This is a genomic window from Paenibacillus sp. Soil787, from assembly GCF_001429545.1.
Taxonomy (GTDB): domain Bacteria; phylum Bacillota; class Bacilli; order Paenibacillales; family NBRC-103111; genus Paenibacillus_E.
Genome location: NZ_LMSP01000013.1, coordinates 41572 through 60566 on the forward strand (window position 1 = coordinate 41572; position 18995 = coordinate 60566).

23 protein-coding genes, 1 other RNA gene and 1 pseudogene are annotated in these 18995 nt (G+C 42.6%); 17 read left to right on the top strand and 8 right to left on the bottom strand.

Annotated elements, in window-relative coordinates:
* Window positions 1-79 precede the first annotated feature (79 nt).
* The 11 genes from smpB (at window position 80) to ASG93_RS33645 (ending at window position 9975) form a co-directional block, all read left to right on the top strand.
* A complete protein-coding gene (smpB, locus tag ASG93_RS15895; protein ID WP_047679001.1) occupies window positions 80-562 on the top strand; it encodes an SsrA-binding protein SmpB in 483 nt (160 codons plus the stop codon).
* Window positions 563-728: 166 nt separating this feature from the next.
* Window positions 729-1092: a transfer-messenger RNA gene (gene ssrA / locus ASG93_RS33635) on the top strand.
* Between the two features lie 386 nt (window positions 1093-1478).
* Entirely contained in the window at window positions 1479-4346 is a 2868-nt protein-coding gene (locus ASG93_RS34180; protein WP_056833538.1) for a PAS domain S-box protein, read from the top strand.
* Window positions 4347-4879: 533 nt separating this feature from the next.
* Complete coding sequence (locus ASG93_RS15910) at window positions 4880-5137, top strand: hypothetical protein (protein WP_056833540.1); 258 nt, start codon at window positions 4880-4882, stop codon at window positions 5135-5137.
* Entirely contained in the window at window positions 5134-5529 is a 396-nt protein-coding gene (locus ASG93_RS15915) for a retropepsin-like aspartic protease (RefSeq protein ID WP_056833541.1), read from the top strand. Before ASG93_RS15910 ends, ASG93_RS15915 begins: the two co-directional genes overlap by 4 nt.
* Before the next feature lie 244 nt (window positions 5530-5773).
* Window positions 5774-5911, top strand: a complete 138-nt coding sequence (locus ASG93_RS35125) for a hypothetical protein (RefSeq protein WP_156410921.1) — start codon at window positions 5774-5776, stop codon at window positions 5909-5911.
* Window positions 5912-6186: 275 nt separating this feature from the next.
* Complete coding sequence (locus tag ASG93_RS15925; protein WP_056833543.1) at window positions 6187-7089, top strand: hypothetical protein; 903 nt, start codon at window positions 6187-6189, stop codon at window positions 7087-7089.
* 129 nt (window positions 7090-7218) lie between these two features.
* Entirely contained in the window at window positions 7219-7482 is a 264-nt protein-coding gene (locus tag ASG93_RS15930; protein WP_056833544.1) for a hypothetical protein, read from the top strand.
* Window positions 7483-7554: 72 nt separating this feature from the next.
* On the top strand, window positions 7555-7995 hold the full coding sequence (locus ASG93_RS15935; protein ID WP_162262857.1) for a UPF0158 family protein: 441 nt from the start codon (window positions 7555-7557) through the stop codon (window positions 7993-7995).
* 22 nt (window positions 7996-8017) lie between these two features.
* Complete coding sequence (locus ASG93_RS15940; RefSeq protein WP_056833546.1) at window positions 8018-8446, top strand: hypothetical protein; 429 nt, start codon at window positions 8018-8020, stop codon at window positions 8444-8446.
* Window positions 8447-8505: 59 nt separating this feature from the next.
* Complete coding sequence (locus tag ASG93_RS33645; RefSeq protein ID WP_063891887.1) at window positions 8506-9975, top strand: tetratricopeptide repeat protein; 1470 nt, start codon at window positions 8506-8508, stop codon at window positions 9973-9975.
* Window positions 9976-10152: 177 nt separating this feature from the next.
* On the opposite strand, the gene ASG93_RS35130 is transcribed toward ASG93_RS33645, so the two are convergent.
* Window positions 10153-10329 (bottom strand): hypothetical protein, encoded by a 177-nt coding sequence (locus ASG93_RS35130; protein ID WP_156410922.1) that lies wholly within the window; start codon window positions 10327-10329, stop codon window positions 10153-10155.
* 114 nt (window positions 10330-10443) lie between these two features.
* The gene (locus ASG93_RS15950) at window positions 10444-10977 is read right to left on the bottom strand and encodes a hypothetical protein (protein WP_162262858.1); all 534 of its coding nucleotides are present in this window, start codon (window positions 10975-10977) and stop codon (window positions 10444-10446) included.
* Between the two features lie 306 nt (window positions 10978-11283).
* Between ASG93_RS15950 and ASG93_RS36795 the strand changes: the two are divergent.
* Window positions 11284-11460 (top strand): annotated as a pseudogene (locus ASG93_RS36795) (ATP-binding protein); the annotation flags it as partial.
* Window positions 11461-11519: 59 nt separating this feature from the next.
* The gene (locus tag ASG93_RS36800) at window positions 11520-11633 is read left to right on the top strand and encodes a hypothetical protein (RefSeq protein WP_268796024.1); all 114 of its coding nucleotides are present in this window, start codon (window positions 11520-11522) and stop codon (window positions 11631-11633) included.
* Window positions 11634-11943: 310 nt separating this feature from the next.
* On the opposite strand, the gene ASG93_RS15960 is transcribed toward ASG93_RS36800, so the two are convergent.
* The 3 genes from ASG93_RS15960 to ASG93_RS15970 all read right to left on the bottom strand — a co-directional run bounded on the left by ASG93_RS15960 (window position 11944) and on the right by ASG93_RS15970 (window position 13518).
* Window positions 11944-12345: a type II toxin-antitoxin system death-on-curing family toxin gene (locus ASG93_RS15960; RefSeq protein ID WP_056833549.1), complete on the bottom strand. Its 402-nt coding sequence runs from the start codon at window positions 12343-12345 to the stop codon at window positions 11944-11946.
* Complete coding sequence (locus tag ASG93_RS15965; protein ID WP_056833550.1) at window positions 12345-12608, bottom strand: hypothetical protein; 264 nt, start codon at window positions 12606-12608, stop codon at window positions 12345-12347. The genes ASG93_RS15960 and ASG93_RS15965 overlap by 1 nt, the downstream gene beginning before the upstream one ends.
* Before the next feature lie 103 nt (window positions 12609-12711).
* On the bottom strand, window positions 12712-13518 hold the full coding sequence (locus ASG93_RS15970; RefSeq protein ID WP_056833551.1) for a hypothetical protein: 807 nt from the start codon (window positions 13516-13518) through the stop codon (window positions 12712-12714).
* 248 nt (window positions 13519-13766) lie between these two features.
* Here ASG93_RS15970 and ASG93_RS15975 point away from each other — a divergent pair, with 248 nt between their 5' ends.
* The 3 genes from ASG93_RS15975 (at window position 13767) to ASG93_RS15985 (ending at window position 15273) form a co-directional block, all read left to right on the top strand.
* Window positions 13767-14522, top strand: a complete 756-nt coding sequence (locus ASG93_RS15975) for a GTP pyrophosphokinase family protein (RefSeq protein WP_056833649.1) — start codon at window positions 13767-13769, stop codon at window positions 14520-14522.
* 86 nt (window positions 14523-14608) lie between these two features.
* The gene (locus tag ASG93_RS15980; protein WP_056833552.1) at window positions 14609-14836 is read left to right on the top strand and encodes a hypothetical protein; all 228 of its coding nucleotides are present in this window, start codon (window positions 14609-14611) and stop codon (window positions 14834-14836) included.
* Window positions 14833-15273 carry a DUF6526 family protein gene (locus ASG93_RS15985; protein ID WP_056833553.1) on the top strand — a complete coding sequence of 147 codons (441 nt, stop codon included), beginning with the start codon at window positions 14833-14835 and terminating at the stop codon, window positions 15271-15273. The genes ASG93_RS15980 and ASG93_RS15985 overlap by 4 nt, the downstream gene beginning before the upstream one ends.
* A 335-nt stretch (window positions 15274-15608) precedes the next feature.
* Here the strand turns inward: ASG93_RS15985 and ASG93_RS15990 are convergent, their stop codons facing one another.
* From ASG93_RS15990 to ASG93_RS16000, 3 genes are all read right to left on the bottom strand, one after another.
* Window positions 15609-15986, bottom strand: coding sequence for a hypothetical protein (locus ASG93_RS15990; protein WP_063891888.1), 378 nt, complete (start codon window positions 15984-15986; stop codon window positions 15609-15611).
* A 41-nt stretch (window positions 15987-16027) separates the two neighbouring features.
* Window positions 16028-16387: a hypothetical protein gene (locus ASG93_RS15995; protein ID WP_156410923.1), complete on the bottom strand. Its 360-nt coding sequence runs from the start codon at window positions 16385-16387 to the stop codon at window positions 16028-16030.
* 223 nt (window positions 16388-16610) lie between these two features.
* Window positions 16611-17246 (bottom strand): response regulator, encoded by a 636-nt coding sequence (locus ASG93_RS16000; protein ID WP_056833650.1) that lies wholly within the window; start codon window positions 17244-17246, stop codon window positions 16611-16613.
* A 161-nt stretch (window positions 17247-17407) separates the two neighbouring features.
* Here ASG93_RS16000 and ASG93_RS16005 point away from each other — a divergent pair, with 161 nt between their 5' ends.
* Window positions 17408-18958, top strand: a complete 1551-nt coding sequence (locus ASG93_RS16005; protein ID WP_056833556.1) for a sensor histidine kinase — start codon at window positions 17408-17410, stop codon at window positions 18956-18958.
* Window positions 18959-18995: the final 37 nt, after the last annotated feature.

Here is an 18995-nt window from a genome sequence, read left to right on the forward strand (position 1 = left end):
TTCTGCCTTGATCTTGCTACAATAGGATGCACATTGTAGCAGTTTTACCTGCATTGAACGTGCGGGAGGAGGATCTCACGTGGCAACGAAAAAGGCAGATGGCAAATTGCTCGCCCAGAACAAAAAGGCTTCACACGACTACTTTATCGAAGAAACGTATGAATGCGGTCTTGTCCTGACCGGCACGGAGATCAAATCCTTACGGGCAGGTAAAGCAAACATAGGCGATAGCTTTTCGACTATTCGCAATGGCGAAGCATTTGTACACAACATGCATATCAGTCCTTTTGATCAAGGAAACCGAAGCAATCCGGAAGATCCAACACGGACGCGGAAGCTGCTCTTAAAAAAGGCGCAGATTGCCAAGATGCTAGGGCAGGCAAAGCAAGAAGGTTATACCCTTGTTCCATTGAAGGTGTATATCCGAAATGGTTACGCCAAGCTTTTGGTCGGCATAGGCAAAGGGAAGAAGCAGTTCGACAAGCGTGAATCTGCCGCGAAAAAGGATGCACAACGAGACATTCAACGTGCTCTGCGTGAGAAGCAGAAGATTGCCAGATAGGTGGCCAGCCATACTGGAAGGCGGCTCCTCGAATTCCATGAACCTAGTCGTTCCTTTTTCATCGGCATGTGTTATACTAATTTAGCAGCAAAGATTTGAAAGCAATTTGGCTCAACTGCACGTCTTTTACCTTCACCGTCTATGATGACGGCAACGAAGGCAATCCGGGGGTGTTCTTGGATTCGACGGGGATAGTTTGGGCACGGGTTGCGGGTAGTGGGGCCGCGTCCACTATAAAACGCTAAAGCCTATTAAATGGCAAAACACAAAACAACTACGCTTTAGCAGCTTAATAACCTGTTAGCGTGCTCCTCCTCAGCATCGCCCATGTGACTGGGATAGGGGCTCAACTATAGTGGGATACGACGTTCGGTCTCCGCCTGGGGTCGACGTAAGAAGATAATCAGGCTGACCCAACGCATAGCCGGTTACGGGGCGCTGCTCGGGTGACATCAAAACTGTGACTACACCCGTAGATGCCTGTGTTGCGATATTTTCGGACAGGGGTTCGACTCCCCTCACCTCCATAAAAATAAAGGACACCCTATCGGGTGTCTTTTGTTTTTATAGTGGTGTGAGCAGGGAGGAGAACCCCTTCAGGGTTCAGTCCGCGCGGACTGAAGCGTAAGCGGAGGGAGCACGGCATTGAAATGTACCGCTAAGGTTATCATCGTGATTAGGCATCGTTAGTCAATTAATAGACATTTCAATACTCCCCCTCACCTCCATACAAGGAAATTTCCTCCTCCGTACAAGCCTTATCGAGACTTTATAAGCAAAAAGGAGCCCGGCCAAAATTCAATCGGCTAAGCTCCTTGTCACTTATTTTTTATATTGATGTTGGAATTGGTTCCTAATATAATTAATTCATCTTGTTCAACGCCGTAATAATCAACTATTTTACTAGGAGGCATTCATGTCAAAAAGCAATTACGGCACTTTTAATTATATTAGTTCTCCGAAAAGTGATAAAACGGCGATTGAACGTGAATGGGAAAAGTTTATGTCCGGAGAGTATTCGCAGCTGAATGTAAGGGCTTCGATGTACAACTCATGGCAGCGTTGCATAGAACAAGGAGTCGATCCTCTCAATAGTAAAGCCTCTTACACCTTAGGAATGGATCAAATTCGAGAGTATATGACGTCTCATTCATTATTTCGATTGGTCGAACCGTTTTTAAAAAAGTTGAAGCAGCTTGCCTCAAATACCGGCTATCTTGTATCGTACTTCAATGGGGCCGGCGAAATGATTTATTATGACGGCGATATGTCCCTAATACTAAAAGCTGAAGACATTCATTTCTCGCCCGGCTCAAATTGGAGTGAAGGCAACGCAGGGACAAATGCAATTGGAACAGCCCTCGTCACCGGATTACCGAATCAAGTGTTTGCAAGCGAGCATTTTTGCCAGGATTTTCATAGCTGGACGTGTTCCGCCGCCCCCATCCACGATCCCGCTACAGGCAAAGTTCTCGGTATAATCGATTTAACCGGCTTTTGGACGGTTAATGATCTGAAAGCGCTTGATGCCGTTGTTAGGGCGACCCAAGATATTGAGAACATGCTTTACAACCACTTGAAAATCGAGCGGTTCCGGCTGTCTCAGTATTTTCTTGAGCTAACCAAAAGAATGACCCTACCGCTAGCGGTCCTAGACCGTGGAGGACGAGTCATCAAAGCTTCCCAACTGTTATATGAAAAAGACTGGATAACACCCAATCATCGGATGAAACATCCATCCCTCGAACAAGAATTTTTCCCATCAAAAATGACCTGGGAAATTGAGTCCAACAATAAGATGTGGTTATTTGAACTCTCACCTTACTATTATGGCGGAAGGGCAATCGGATCCATTGTAAATGTCTTTCCGCCGGATATTGCCTCTTTCAAAAATTTACCCGATTTTCAACAGCACCAGGCACCCTCATCATCGTTCCAAAAAGAAGAAGCTGTTGAAACTCAAAGAATTTCAACGCAAGACCATTTTTACAAATCGCTATTCGTTCATCATCCGGACGCCATCTTCTCTTATAATTTACAAGGAATTCTTATCGAAGCAAATCCGGCGGCAGAAAGAATGCTTGGCTATAATGCGAGTGAACTAAACAACATAAAGGTACAAGACTTAGCTCTCCCAGACCGCAAAGAACGTAAATTACAAGTTTTCACCAACTCTTCGAATGGTTTACATCAAGTGTGGGAAGCTGCTTTACAACATAAGCAAGGGCATAGTCTTGATGTCGAGCTAAAAAGCTTTCCGATCATTGTAGAAAACGAAATCGTCGGCGTATATGAAATCGTGCGAGATATCACGCTAGATCATCAACAAAATCTCGAAGACTTGAGGGCTGCAAAAGAACAGATCGAATCTTTCTTCAGCAATGCCGATGATGCGATGCTAGTTATTAACACCAATCTTCATATTGTAAAGGCCAACAAATCTTTTGAAAGAGTATTTGGCTGGATAGAACAGGAGTTGCTCGGTAAAGAGCTTCCAATGATTCCTGACCACCTAAAAGAGGAAACCGATGACCTTCGCGACAACATGCGATGGTCCCGATATGTCCTTCCTTATGAAACCGTTAGTCAGTGCAAAGATGGCAGTCTGATCGATGTCAGCAATTCCGCCTTTCCTCTCTTTGACAGCAAAGGCAATGCCATCGCATATGTATTAATTTCAAGAGATCTTACGGAACTAAAACGAATGGGAGAAAGGCTAATAGAAGGCGAGAAACGGTTACGGACGTTGATTAATTCCATTCCGGACCTCGTTATCTTCAAGGACGATCAAGGAAGGTGGATCGAAGCCAACGATAATGCACTAGCTTCTTTTCAGTTAGAGGGTACCGACTACCAGGGAATGACGGATAATGAGCTTGCCGCAAGCAATGAGTTCTATCATGATATCTATTTTCAATGTATGGTGTCTGATCATCAGGCTTGGGAAGAAGGCAGACAGATTCGAATCCAAGAAATCATTCCAAATCCCAATGGCAACTCTGCGATTCTGGATGTAATCAAAATTCCAATTTATCATGCGGATGGTACACGCAAAGGACTTATCATTATCGGACGTGACATCACAGAGCTGAAGCATACGGAAGAATTGCTGCGAAAAACGGAAAAGCTTGCCGTTGTCGGTCAACTAGCCGCAGGGATTGCCCACGAAATTCGCAATCCGCTTACGGCACTTAAAGGGTTCCTTAGTTTAATGAAGCCTCAAGCAAACGATAAAAACATTCGGTACTTGGAAGTCATGCTATCCGAAATTGAACAAATGGAATGGATCGCTAACCAATTTTTGACCGTCTCAAAGCCGCAAACAGTGAAACTCGAAAGGAACAACTTGGAAACTGTGATCCGGCAGGTTTCTTCTTTTCTCTTTCCTCTTGCGACCATGCACAATGTGCAAATTTTGATAGATTCGGACTCTGGAGAGCCGCTCATTGAATGCGAAGAAAATCAGCTGAAACAAGTCTTTATCAACATTGTGAAAAATGCCATAGAAGCGATGCCGCAAGGTGGACAAATTGAAATTGTGATCAAACTCAATACGGAATCAGTATCTGTTCGAGTCATTGACCAAGGATGCGGAATACCGCAAGACAGACTTCCCCACCTTGGGGAACCTTTTTACAGCCTTAAGGAAAAAGGGACAGGCCTAGGGTTAATGATTTGCCACAAAATTATCAAAGAGCATCACGGAACCATACAAATTACAAGTGAAATGGGTCGAGGAACAACCGTTGAAATTATTTTGCCTTTTAACCGGGAAATGTTATAACGAACGTTTATCCTCGTGAAGTCGAATAAGTCTTATACCTGCAATTGATTTGAGAAAAGCATAGATCCTATTATTCTTGAGCGCGGGCAAAGGTACCGGGAAAACAGTCACATTTTATCCATTGAAGTGGTGGGACCGGGATTGTACCGAGCTGAAGTTGAGGGGAATGAGCTTTATGATGTGGAGGTTCATCTTGGCTCCCGCGGCGAAGTGGTATATACAGAGTGTGACTGCCCTTACGACATGGGGGCAATTGGAACGTTGGAAAGAATAGTCTCATATCTTAATCAATTTGATCTGTTGGAGTTATACAAGACCTTTGAAGAGGGTGTCCCAAAAGTGCTTTTGTGACATCCTCATTCATTGTATGGGTTTCGGGAGGAGACCCCTCGAGTGTTCAGCCGCGCAGACTGTAGCGTATGCGGTGGGTGCTAATCCCTGTTCCCGTGAGGTTTTAAGCCCGATTGGACGCTTGTCCAATCGGGTTTTATTTATGATATAATTAGTGTAAGGATATTAATGGAGGTGATGAGATGCGTTGGGAAGAAGTGCAAGAGAGGTTCCCTAATGAATGGGTTGTACTTGAAGCGACGAAGGCTCATTCTGAAAAGGGCAGTCGTTATATTGAAGAAGTTGTGGTTATTGACAAGTTCGATGACTCAACGGCAGCAATGCGTCGATATAGCGAATTACACAAGCAAGATCCTCAACGTGAGTACTGTTTTTTTCATACGTCTCGTCCCACTTTAGTAGCCCGTGAAAGATACGTTGGAGTACGAGGACCTAGATGAATTATAATATACAATATGGCCTCCCATTTGTGACTGTTACAATCCAATTTCGTGGAACGAGACTGATACTTGAAAAAATTCTGTTGGATACGGGATCTGCTGGAACAATTTTCAATTCTGATGTGGTTGGAGTAATTGGAGTAATCCCTGAATCTGAAGATATAGTTGATACTATTCGAGGTGTCGGTGGAGTTGAATACGTGTATACAAAGAACTTTGATGCTATTTATCTTGATAGCGTTTGTTTAAATAATTTTCAGGTTGAGGTCGGCAATATGGACTATGGAATGGAAATTGACGGAATTATTGGATTTGATTTTATCCAAGCTGCAAAACTAATCATAGATACGATCAGAATGCAAGTCTACTCAGTTGACCATGATAATAACTAGTGGCCACCTTCAATTACATCTTCAGCATCACGCGGCAGCGCATTGTGTACGTTACGGCTCACCTCCATACAAAATGAAGCTCCCGAGAGGGTGCTTTTTTTCTTTTGGTTAATTCGATTTGCTGTCATCCTGGCAGGCTTCTTTATTGTTGATTTGAGAAAAGCAATAGTAGGCAAGAAGAGACAAATTTGAGAAAATGAAAGCATGAACAACTCAAATCATTTAACAAAGTAGGGATACATAAATGAAATTGAAAGAAATTGAGAATAGCATAGATCCTATCATTCTTGAGCGCGGGGCAAGGTATCGAGAGAACGGTCATATTCTATCCATTGAAGAGGTGGGGCCAGGATTGTACCGAGCTGAAGTTGAGGGGGAATGAACTTTATGATGTGGAGGTTCAGCTTGGCTCCCGCGGTGAAGTGGTATATACGGCGTGCGACTGTCCTTACGACATGGGGGCAATATGTAAGCATGAAGCTGCTGTGCTTTTAGAAATTAGAGACGAGTTATCTCATAGGGGAACAGTTTCGGATTCTTCTAAATCTAAGCCCTCAAGTAAAGTAGATTTATCTGACGAACTGTCTAAGCTTAGTAAAGAGGAGCTGGTTGCGTTACTTCTCCACTTTTCGAAAGAGAATTCAGGAAGTAGAGCAAATGCTTACTCTGAAATTTCATGACGCCAGCAGTGACGAGGGTTTGGCCCAGTATAAAAAAACGATTCGATCCTATGTGAAGATGAACTCCGATCGACATGGTTTTGTGCCTTATCGCAATGTGTCCTCTGCTGTAACTGGTGCTGAACTGGTTATGGAAAAGGCCGAGGAAGAATTGGAAAAAGGACAGCGTCTGTCTGCTGTTAAAATAAGCTTTTGCATTTTGCATGAGATGGGGGAATTGCTTCGGTCGTGTGACGATTCTGATGGCATTGTAGGCGGGATGATTCAGCAGTGTTTGAATTTAGTTCATAATGCAGTTTGTGATCTCGAAAGCAATTCCGAAATAGATAGACCCGCCATGTTGGAGCTGCTTCTCAAAGAGACATTTCATCCGGACCTTGAAGAATGGAGTGAGTGGCAATTATCTCTTTTGCAAAGTGGTGCATGTTTGATAAAGAATGATAAGGAGAGGACAGAGTGGGAACAGCAAGTAGTGAAATTAGAAGAGAAAGAGAAACGAAATTCCTCATATGGATCGTATTTTGCTGAAGATATTGCTAGGCTCCGGTATCAAATGATTCAGAAGTTTGATGGTGATGAACAAGCAACGAAATTTGTACAAGATCATCTCGACTTTACCGCTTTTCGTAAAATGCCGATTGCTACTGCTATGAATCATCAGCAATATGATAAGGCGCTGCAGTTAGCCGAGGAAGGCGAGCGTCACGATACACGTAAAGGTTATCCGGGTCTGGTGGATCAGTGGAAAAGGTATCGCTATGACATATATCAGCTTACACACCAAGTTGAACATCAAAAAAAGCTGGCGGAGGAATTTCTAGTATCGGGTGAGTATGCCTATTATGCGCAATTAAAAGAATTATTTAGCAAGGATGAATAGTCATCTGTATATGAGAGGATCTTAAGCGATCTGGAAAATAATCAAAGAGGAAATTGGCATGTAAATTCCTTATACACCCAATTACTTATAGAAGAGAAAGAAACACGGAGACTGCTGAATTATGTCAAAATGCACAAAAGTTATGTAGTAAACTTCTATACGCATCTGGTGGGTAAGTATGCAGAAGAAGTTTTTGAATTGTTTGTTGAGCACATTGTGGAGGAAGCAGCTCGAGCAACAAATCGAAAAGCGTATCAGAAGGTGTGTCAAATTATCCGTCAACTAATCAAAGCCAATGGATCGGTTCATGCGGAAAAGTTAATACAACAGTTTCGTCTTGTTTATCCGAATAGACATGCTTTCATGGATGAACTGCAGATGATTAAGTCATGAAATTACCAAGAATGAAGTAAGAAGTACGATATGATAAAATGGGATCATAAAATTCAAGAGAGGTTGATCGAAATGAATCTATTAGACGAGCTTATTGATGCTTACTTGGATAACAACATTGAGCATCCTTACTATTTGGATCTGCAAACGGGGCAAGTCATTCTAGATATGGACGAAGCATACACAGGGGAACCGGGCATCGACTTGGATGATGAGGAAAACGAAGAACGGTATATTGACATTCCAAAGATTGATTCAAATGAGGCATTTTATGTGATGACAAAATTTGCTCAGCGTACCGAATCCGATCCTGAAGATAAATTGTTTGATGCTCTGGATGGTAATAAACCTTTTAGAAGGTTTAAGGATACTCTTTATGAATTGGATATTTGGGATGAGTGGAACAAGTTCGAGAAAAAACTTGCAGAAGAAGAAATCCAGACGTGGATGAATCAATATGAGCTGGATTACAATGAATTGAGCGAAAAGCACAAAAATAATAACGCTTTTTGACCATGAAAGGGCGTAGTTCGTTTTGAATAGACAAGAGTTACAGAAAAAAGTTCGTCATACGGTGCATCAATTAATCTGGGAAAAAGGGTATGCGAGCCCACTGGATTTGTTCTTGAAGATGGAGAAGATCTCCCCAAAGCTTGTAGAGGAATGGCGATTCCGAAGGGTTCCCTACCTAGAGAGGGTCCTTAACGGGAATTTGGGTCAACTCAGCTTCATCATGAAAGAATTCCGGAAAACGGCAAGGGATTTGAACCTTAAGGAATCTTATAGACCCTATATGTCCTGGGGAAAAGGGGCGAAACAGCAGCTGCGCTTCTCGAAAACAGGTGATTACCAAGTTGAACGACACTATTCCACCCATTATATAAAGCTGCCCAAACAAGAACAAGCCGATTATAAACACGCTTCAGGTGAATTCAATCAACAGCAAGAAAGTGACGAAGCTTGAAACTGAACTATCAATAAAAATCAATTAGCCGATATAATTCTAGAAAGGCAGGTCTTTACATGCCGACTCCACATGCTGCTATTAATCCTTTGCTTATATCCACCCTGACAGGACAACCTTTATCAAGTATTCCTGAGAAACCGACTGCTTCCTTGATGCCCGGCTTTCTTACCAAGCTCATTGTTAAACACAAAAAGAAGATCGGTCCTCATTTCGAATCTAACAAGCAGATTTTGATTTGCGGCTATTGCGGGAGTAAAGGACATTACGATCTCGGATTCGTCGCATTCAACCTAGACCGTTGGCAGAAAGATGAGAAGGACTCAGCAGGCAAACAGACCAAAAGAAATATGATTGATTATGTACAAACAACAGGATATTTTCGATGTAAACAATGCAATGGAGCAGGGAACTGGGGATTTAAGGATCCTTTATTCGGTTTAGGTTTTTTGACGGAGTTGCTAGTCGGAGCTAAAGAAGATCAATCCCGTTACAGTGTAGGCCAAATAGCCCTTTATGACGGGAGTACTCCCAGGTGGGCAACCGATGCAGAGGAAAACTTCTTGGCTAAGCTTCGTGAAAATGGTCAGGACGGATTCCTGTGGAACCGATTAGGCAACCTGTATTTGAAAGGGGGAAGACCCGAGCTGGCTGCAGCGGCGTACGAGAAGTCTATTCAGGTGGACCCGTCGCAAGTGGAGTCCCATTATTCACTCGGTGGGCTTTTATTTCAGATTGGTGAGCTTGAAAAATCTGCTTATCATGGCAGAATGATGCTGGTATACGCCCGTCTCTACTCAAAGATGTCCGTCCTTGATTTGAGAGAAATTTTGGCTGCAGGACTGCAGAACTTACATTACATTCATATGGAATCGGACCGGAAAATCGCGTTTATGCCGACAATGGAAGAGTTTGAGCTTATAGATACAAATCAGGAAACGGCTGCAGGGGCTGAAGCTTCTACTATTTCGTTAGCGGATTTGGAGATTTTTCCGGATGAACGGAAATCATTTTACCCTTTAGCGGAAATGTATATGTGGCTCAGAAAGGATGAAATTCCGGCGAGCGAGAGAACTTTGGATCCATGCCTCCCAGGCCCAGGGCACCGCAAGGAGGCCGTCACAGAGGTAAAGGGTCATTCTGCAACGCAATTAGGCTCTGAGAATAGGCCTATCGTCATACAAGTAAAATCAGAAGAAAGAGCCGAGAAAATCTATCAACTATGCGAGCGATACGAGCTTCAATGCATCATTGGTATTGAATATATGGAAGATTTGTCCGACCTTAGAAAAGCGTTAATGCAAAAGCTTAGTCCAACCAATGTATATGCTCCATGTCCATGCGGCAGCGGGCTGAAATTTAAGTTTTGTTGCGCCAATAAGATCAAGAACTTTGATTTGGAGAGGTTTATAGCGGAATATGGTACAAGCGGCGAGGATAACAGAATTTGTGAGGAGGGTATGAAGAGGCACTTTATAAGTGTCTCTTTGTGCTATGTGCTACACATCGGCACACCTTCAAAAAAATGAAAAAGCACCCATGAGGGTGCTTTTATAAGTAGATAAGAAAGTATAAGTTTTATACTTTTGCTTCGCATCTACCTTGACAAACGTGCCCGTCCCTGAAGGACAATGGAGTCGTTTATCCTGGACTCGCGGCAAGCATATGTTTAATTCTAATCTAAGTAGAAAAATTATAATTTGTTATTAAGGATTGGCTATGATCTTACCATTTTGCCACTCAAATTCATATTCAAATTGTTCTGTAGAGCTATAAAGTTCTGGAGAGTACGGTCGAATAATATGATGATTCTCTGTTGCACTGACACCTAAAGCAGATAGGAATAACATACAGGCAAATACAAGAATTATTTTGGTTGTCAAATTTCGATGCCTCCGCCACAATAAGATAACTTAATTGTAGGGTACATATGTCATTGGAGTATTATCACTAAGTAAACTCGTTTACAAAAATATTTTCGGGGATAACGGAGCCCCTTAATAGGAGGCATGGTGAGTTATGGTGGATCTATGAATGGTCTTAACTGACTTGCTATAAACTAAGAGGATGTAAACGACGTCTAGAATAAATATAAGAATGTACAGCATATTTAACAAGATTGAATTCGGGTTTAGGGAATAGCACCAAATAGATGCGCACAGGGTGCCGACCATTTTAGAATAGGCAATGACAATGGATTGGCCATGTAAATCTTGTTTCAGCAGCATTGTTATAAATAGGATAGACATCATTAGATTGATGCCAAATGCGGAATACTTGCCCTCAGGATCGTGAAATTCGGCAGCTATTCCGTAGTGAAGCAGCAGTGCAATGACTAGTAGGGAGAGGACGATAGGTTTTATAGGCCATATTGGAGATTGGTTTTTTGAATAATAGAGAAATTGAAACAGGATGATGCAGTCTAATAAAAACCATAGCAGGGTTACGATTTGCTGGAGTGGATGGAAAGGCATGACGAGGGAGAATAGAAATTCCCAAGTGATATTGGCACATAGGGCCACTATTGGCATTCCGCAGGTTCGATCCCGAAACCCTTTATAAATGATCCATATATAAGCGATTGTCCAAAAAAAGACGATGCCAAACTGTAGAATTAGTTCTATTTGTGGTGGTAAAAGGTGCTCCATACGTAGTAAATCGCATCCTTCCTGAGAATTCTCTTTGATAAATATGATTCATTTAGCTTGTCTATGCATGTGAAATGCCCGTCTTTCCAAGCGGAGTTAGTAAGATAGCTGCTAGAGTGATTAGTAAGCTTCAACCATTAGCGCAAGCCAAGGACCTTGACAATTGAGCTTTATACTCCTCATGAGCTGATGGTGAATTGGGACGCAGAGAAAGTGACGCAGTTGCTCATCCTGCTAATCGATAATGCGATAAAATATACGTCGGACAAGGGAACGGTACAAGTAACGATTGCAGAGGGCAAGGAAAAAGGGGCTCACTATTTCACGATCGAAGTGAAGGATAATGGAATCGGCATTGCGGCCGAAGCAATTCCTCGCATCTTCGACCGTTTCTACCGCCCCAGGATAAATCGCGAACGCGTCAAATTGGCGGTCATGGTCTTGGACTTGCGATCGCTAAGAATGCCGGTCGGGGCACTATTCATGTGGAAAGTACGGTTGGGGAGGGCAGTGCGTTCATGGTTCGTATTCCTTTGTAGGTATCCAGAAGTTACCGAGGGAACGACGATGCGTTATTTGGACGAAAACACCCAAAATCATGATGAAGAGGAACGACGATGCGTTATTTCGCCGTTTTTTGCCTTTAGATCATTCTTTTGATCAAATAGCGCACTCACGTTCCTCTCATTCGATTTCAAGCGCAGATTTCCCAAAATAGCGAATCGACGTTCCCTGACAAAGGCCAAGTGACTTTCCTTAATCGGCAGAAAACAAAAAATGAGAAGGCAAGAAATTTGCCACCTCATTTGTTGCACAATAAGTGAGTTTATTTACTTTTAGGCTGCACCATTAGTCAATGGGCACTGAATGTCTCCTGATAATCTCAGCTACCTCATCGAAAGAATATATATGATTAACCATGTCTACTGTCAAATCTTCCGCAGCCTTGTTATCCATTGAGAAACGATAACCGTTGTAATGGAGAAAGATGACTAGCGCAGTAAAGGCTGTACGTTTGTTCGCATTTTGAAAGGGGGGATTTTGCCCCAAGGATTCGAATAATGCTGCTGCTTTTTGAAAAATAGTGGGATAAGCATCGTCTCCAAAGGCTGATGATTGCGGGCGCAATAAAGCAGACTCCAGCAAATGGCTATCTTTTACACCTATATGTTCGCCAGGACTATATTTTTGAATGACAGCAACATTAATTGCTATAGCTTCTTGGGTGGTCAAATAGCGAATTATGTTCATTATCTATCTTTTAAACCCTTCAATGTTTCGTCGTATTCCTCCATAACTTGGGAGAGTGTGTCAAGAAAATCGGGACTAATCCCTGTGGGAAGAGCTACTTTATTTACTTTCTTGATGACGATTTCTCCATCGTTTTCTCGCACATCAATTCTTACGGTATCACCAACTTCGAGACCAATTTGCTTAAGAGCATCCGTCATCGTTATGCCGAGGCTATTGCCAAATTTCGAAACCTTACGCTCCATGTCCATCACCTTGCTCATGTATAATCAACTCCTTACTATCTTATTCAGTTGTTATAACAATTATACAATTATACAAATTATAATGGAATAGCCCTAAGTGCGCATTATCAATGAATCCATCCTACGGCATCTGAGCCTTAATCCCAGTAAGTGCATCACTTATCTTCATTTCAAGCTTAAAGATGCTTTCTTTTTCCGCATTCGTTTGACGGGATAAAGAAGCTATGGAGGTGAGTGAGCTTTGAACAGCATTCGTATCTTCTTTTTTTGCTCCTTGTTTAAAAGCGGTCCATATCGGGGAGAGGCTGGTTTGGATTGTTTTGATAGCACCTTGCTTAGCTTTGATCTGAACATTTATGGGGTCTATGTCATTCAGACTAGTGCGGACTTTTTTCGTTGCTTTGGATGCTTTGTCCTTAGCAGTTTGCAACGCTTTTACCTTGGCGCTGATGTCGATGCGAGCTAGTTGTACGGGGATTCTCATAGCAGCAGCTTGAATTCTTAGCAGGACGTTCAAGCTTTTACTGTTCAGCAATCGGGCGGCTTCGATTTGTTTGTTTAGCGCGGTATATTGAGATAATAATGGCTGATGCCGAGCTCTCGTTTGCGTGATGTCCTCTTCCAATTTCGCCAATTTGGCGGAATCGATTTCTTTGGCCTGGTTGCCCAGCTCTGCCGAAGTGTCTTTATTTCTGTTATGCAGCGTATTGATCTTGGTGTCCCAGTCCTGCTCTTGTTTCTGTAGGGTAAGGAACTCGGTGTAAAGCGAATTGATTCTATTCGCTTGTGTTTGAGTTGCGCCGGCAATCGTTTTGTCGAGAGAGGCTTGAATCGTGGTTGTGATTTCGAACGAAGCGGCTGATGCCAATTCAGCTGGAATAGCTGAGGCGAGGGCTAAAGCGATGAGCAAAGCAGTGAAATTTCTCAATAGACAACCTCCTTCAAGTTTGAAAATAGGATGTGAATACAACAAAAAAAGCACCTGCAAGAAAGGCCATCGGCCTTATCTTACGGGTGCTTCCGTCGTAAGTGTTCACTCGAATATGATAAGAATACTATACCAAGCCACCACGGCAGGTGTCAATAAGAACACCAAATTTGCACCGAGCGATACCTGTGAATTACACTAGCTAAGACTGGTAAAATAACCACGACCAAAGGATGGAACGACTTATGATGAATCAACTTTCGATGAATGATTTAAAACGATTCAAGAACGAACTGACACGATTTATGATGACGTATAAATTCGCGCTGGATGAGATAGAGACCAGAATTGAAATTCTCGTACAGGAATTCGAAATGCTGCATGAATATAATCCGATTGAACATACCAAATCTCGCTTGAAGTCACCGGAAAGTATCTTTCATAAGCTCAACAGAAAGGGCGGCGATCTCTCGTTCTCAGGGATTAAGGAGAGTGTTAAGGACATCGCAGGGATGCGGATTACGTGTTCATTCGTCTCTGATATTTATGTCATAAGCCAGATGCTGAAGAGTCAAAGCGACCTTAAAGTACTAGATGAGAAGGATTATATTAAGAATCCGAAACCTAATGGCTACCAGAGTCTTCATTTGATCATCGAAGTGCCTGTACATATGTCAGATCGACTAGAAAGTGTGTGCATCGAAGTTCAAATTCGAACGATTGCGATGGACTTTTGGGCAAGTTTGGAGCATAAAATCTATTATAAATTCAATGAAGGCAATCAAGCTGTACCCGCGCGGCTTCTGGATGAATTAAAGCAAGCGGCTGCAGCCGCGTCAGCTTTGGATCTGCAAATGGAACGCTTGCATGCCGAAATTGAAGTTATTAAAGAAGAGCAATCGGAATCCATGGACGATAAGTTGAATCGAATTATCATTAACAATCAGCAATTTGCTCTGCCACAAGCATTGCTGGAGCTTTTAAATGATGAGGAGGTGAAGTAGTATCCGCTAATATCCGCTAATTGGATGACGCCCCTTTTAATTTCTGTGGTATAATCAAAGGAACGGAATTAGAAGGGTGCGAGTAAATGAATACTTTTGAAGACTGGAATCAAAAAGTAAAGACAACGTTCAACGCTACTAGTAATGAAGTCGTATTAACGGTTATGGAGGCAGGAGAATCATTGGGTCTCTCCAAAGATCAAATGAAACTCTATGTGGACAAAAACAAGTTAACCAAAGTGCCAATTATGAGAAGTGTTCATCGCTACCTTTTATTAAAAAGTGAGATTGATGAGATCGTGGGGAAACTATGAGTAACGGACATCAAAATTATGCGAATCATCGTAGAATGCATCCGCTGTTTCACTTTGTTTACAGTGTACTGGCGCTGGGTTTAGTGATCCTATCACTTATCCAGCTCGTTAGGTCAGTGCAATCCGGGATAGACGTGCTGCCCGCGACTATTTTTCTGCTCATTTCTATCAATTTAGTCATTGTATTCCTACTTGTCCGGTCCTACCCGTTGAAAGCGCAGGATCGCGCGATACGGGCCGAAGAGAGTCTCAGACACTATGTGTTGACCCAGAAGCTGTTGGATTCTAAGCTCACGATAGGGCAAATTGCGGCTTTGCGCTTTGCTTCCGATCAGGAGTTTCCTACACTTTGTAAGAAGGCTGCTGCGGAGCAGTTGTTACCTGACGCGATTAAAAAGTCGATCAAGAGCTGGAGAAGCGACAATTATCGAATATAGTTTTTTGAAAAGATAGAGCCACATCCGTAACGGACTGTGTCTCTTTTTTTGACCACATTCTCTCCTTATTAAACGCGGTCGCTCATCACCTTTGATTGTCCTCGATAGAGGTTCTCTCATTAACTTAGTTATTTAATCCTAGGACTTCTAGTACAATTTCATTAGGCGTCTGCTGTGGAGCATGATGAGAGTTGTTGTAACTTCAGCTCATTATAAGCCCAATCAGCGAGGGGAAGCGCAAAAGAAGTAGCTCTAATCACCCCGCAAAAAATTCTAGGCAAAAAAGGATGCAAACCGTGAATCGGTTTTGCATCCTTTTTTGCTTTCCCTGTAAATTACATCGCGTATACACTTTTGATAATAATTTCAGGTAATTCTGCACGTTGTGCTTCATATTGCTCAGGCGTAATGCTGCCGCTGGACAGCCTTAAGTTTAATTGTTCCGTTAACTCTGCTAATTGAAGCTCAATGACTTTCTGGACATCAACCTGGTTGGCCTTGGCCATATCTGCAAGAGATAGCCCATTATACTGGGCAATGTAAATGTCTTCCTCTGAGGATAGCCCCAGTACATGCAGCAGATCTTCTTTTATAGGAACAGTATTCTGTTTATTTGCAATTGGATTAGCTCTTAAAGGATCAATCCATCTGGTTCCACCCATGCTTAGGGTAAGGGCCATTGTATGGATCATGAGCATTTGTTTCCTCTTCATTGTATCCTCTTTTCTAAGGATCAAACATTTGGTCATCATGCTTAACGCCGAACAAAAGTCATGTGCCAACTATCTGAACGACTTAAGGATCTCGAATTTTTGGCTTTATTTACGGCGCTTACGAGTAGAAAAATAAGCAAATCCTCGCCAGTTGTATTATTAACTAATACTTTACGAGGCGTTAAATCACCAGCTCCTCCTCGGGCTATAAAGACGCCAGGCGAGGGCTCAGCCTCTATTTTGATAGCAAAAGCCTCGTTGTTAAATAAGAAGTTGATATCCCTCAAAATTAACTTTTGTTTACTTTTCACACGAATAACGATTTGCTGCAGTAGTATCGATTTCCCGGCGCCAACCGAGATTGGTGAGTTACCGCCTACGATGCCATTAAGTTGAAACACTATCTCCACCCCCAAAGATCTTGTGCTCCAGTATATTCGAGTGAATGCCAAGTGGAATGGGGGGATATACCTGAATAAATGATTTAGACAATATTATGAGTACGGCTTAAGATGTGAAGGGTTATGCGGTCTTCTCGTTATTTCCTGTGCACAAGATCGCGGAACCGCTGACCTATAAGGCAAAAAGATCCGGCGGGTTATCCCGGCGGATCTTTCCTTGAATTTATCGCTGCATTTCGAACTGCAGGAGTCCTTTGGATAGGGCATATAAGGCGGCTTGCGTACGATCAGTTAAAACTAATTTGGCTAACACCTGACTCACATGCTTTATCACCGTAAACTCTGTAATGTACAGGGAATTGGCGATTTCCTTATTCGAAAGTCCTTTGCCAAGAGACATAAGGACTTTTAGCTCTTTGGGTGTTAATTCGGAGAGCTCTTGCTCTTCGCTGTGGGATTTATCGCTCATCATAGATCCCATTAGGACAGGATCATAGTATTTACGACCACGGGCAACGCTTTCAACTGCATATAACAAGTCTTCGGGAAACGCTTCTTTCAAGCAGACGCCTTCAACCTGTAAAAATTGTGCTAATTGAAGCTCACTTCGGGTTATCGATGAGGTTAAAATGATATATTTGCAAGTATGTCCCGATCTTCGAGCCTCTCGAATCAAGTCCAGTCCATTTTCGTTCCCCAAATTTAAATCAACGACTACAAGATCAGGCTTTGTCTGCTCAAGGAGCCGTAGAGCCTCCTTCGCATTCGCGGCTTCCCCAATAACATTCATCGATTGGCCGGATGATACAATCGTGCGAATTCCTTTGCGAACAAGCGGATGATCATCAAGGATAATCATATTAACCAAGTGGGTTCCCTCCAAAAAGATCTCGGCTATGTTATACTAAAATAGTACGGAATGCCTATTACTATTTACCTATGTTTATCGATTGGCTCCATTGTATAACAAAATATGCCAAAAGACTATTAAGAATTCATAAAGTTTAGGAGAAGTTGGGCATGTCCTTATATGACCGAGCGGGCTTATATTTCTTTTTTGGCTGCAGATGGGCGTTACTGCTGTCGGGGCTCATCCTTTATTCAAAGGATAGCGTTGTAACGCCAGGGCTGCTGTTGGCCGCGGTGCTTTTTCAGACGATATACAGCCTATTACAGTTAAATAAAATGCGTAGAAAAGTGGCGATCATGGCCGCTATCGCGGATGTATGCTTTGGGATTTATTTGCTTGGGCTGACGGGCGGCCTTTCCAGTCCGTTCTTAATCTATAGTTTTACAGGTCTCTTGATGGTCAAACCATTTGTGAGCTGGAGACAGTACTATCCGATCATCTTGTTTTATGCTGCGGGTATCCCGATTCTGTTTGCGATGACATCAGGTGCTCTCATTTATAAATATGTACTAGTTCATTTTGATTACGGCTTTATCGTATTCGCATTCTTTTGCTTAGTAAGTCTAATACACTATATATTGCAAAATGTACGAAAGCAATTCCGTAAGCTAGTCATGATTTATTCTTCTCGTCACATGAACCTACAGCCAATGAAGCAAGGAACGATTTCTTATGTAGAGGAACTGCTTCAGCATATTTTAGATGGCAGGGAAGTTATCCTTTGCGTGGAGAGTGCCTCTCGTTACGAAAAGGTTCAAAGTTGGAAGCATACATATTTTAAGAATTATATGAAACAAAATAGTCCGCTTAGCCAGAAGATGTATACCCAATTACCATCGCCTACAGGTGAAGCCGTGCCTTATTACGTTCAAGTTCTTCTGGACCGTAGTGGGAAAAAGTATGGTTGGCTGCTTGTGAAAACAGGCAGGGACGAATTGTCTATTTTACACAAAATTTATATTCAATTTATCCTTATGAAGCTAGAAGCTTTCCATTTCGTCAACGAGAAATTGCTAGATGCTCAAGAAACGGCTGTCGCCCTCGAACGCGATGCGATTGCTCAAAATATTCACGATGGTATCGCTCAGGAGCTTTTCTTTATCTCTATTCAGCTGTTTCAATTGAAAAATGCGCTTCCCCCGGATGTTCGCGAGGAGACGCTTCCATATGTGACCGAAATCGAGAAAAAAGTGAAAGAAAGTCATCGTGATATTCGTCAATTCATCATCGAGCTTAAGGAAGAGAAGAGAAAATTCAATCTTCATAGTGCGATTGAGAAGCTGCTGCACCGTGTTACTGAACATACCGAGGTGGTGCCGATCTTTGAGAACATCGGTTGGGCAGCGCATGAGCGGCTTGATATCGAAGAAGCGATTTACCACTTGGTAGAGGAAGCGGCCAACAACGTCATTAAACATGCCAAAGCCAAACATATCCATGTGAAGATTGAAGTCACGAGTGTACAATGGTCGATTACCATTAAGGATGATGGCATCGGAATGCAGACATCCGAGGTGTACGAGCAGGGGCGATTTGGGCTGAGAGGCATGGAGAATCGGATTAAAGCCTTGAACGGAGCCATTTCTTTTCAATCCGAAGCTTTCATGGGTACGACGGTTACAGCCTACATTCCACGTGAAAGGAGTATCGCCTTTGTATAAAGTAGACATTGCTGATGACCATTGTTAAGGAGAACAA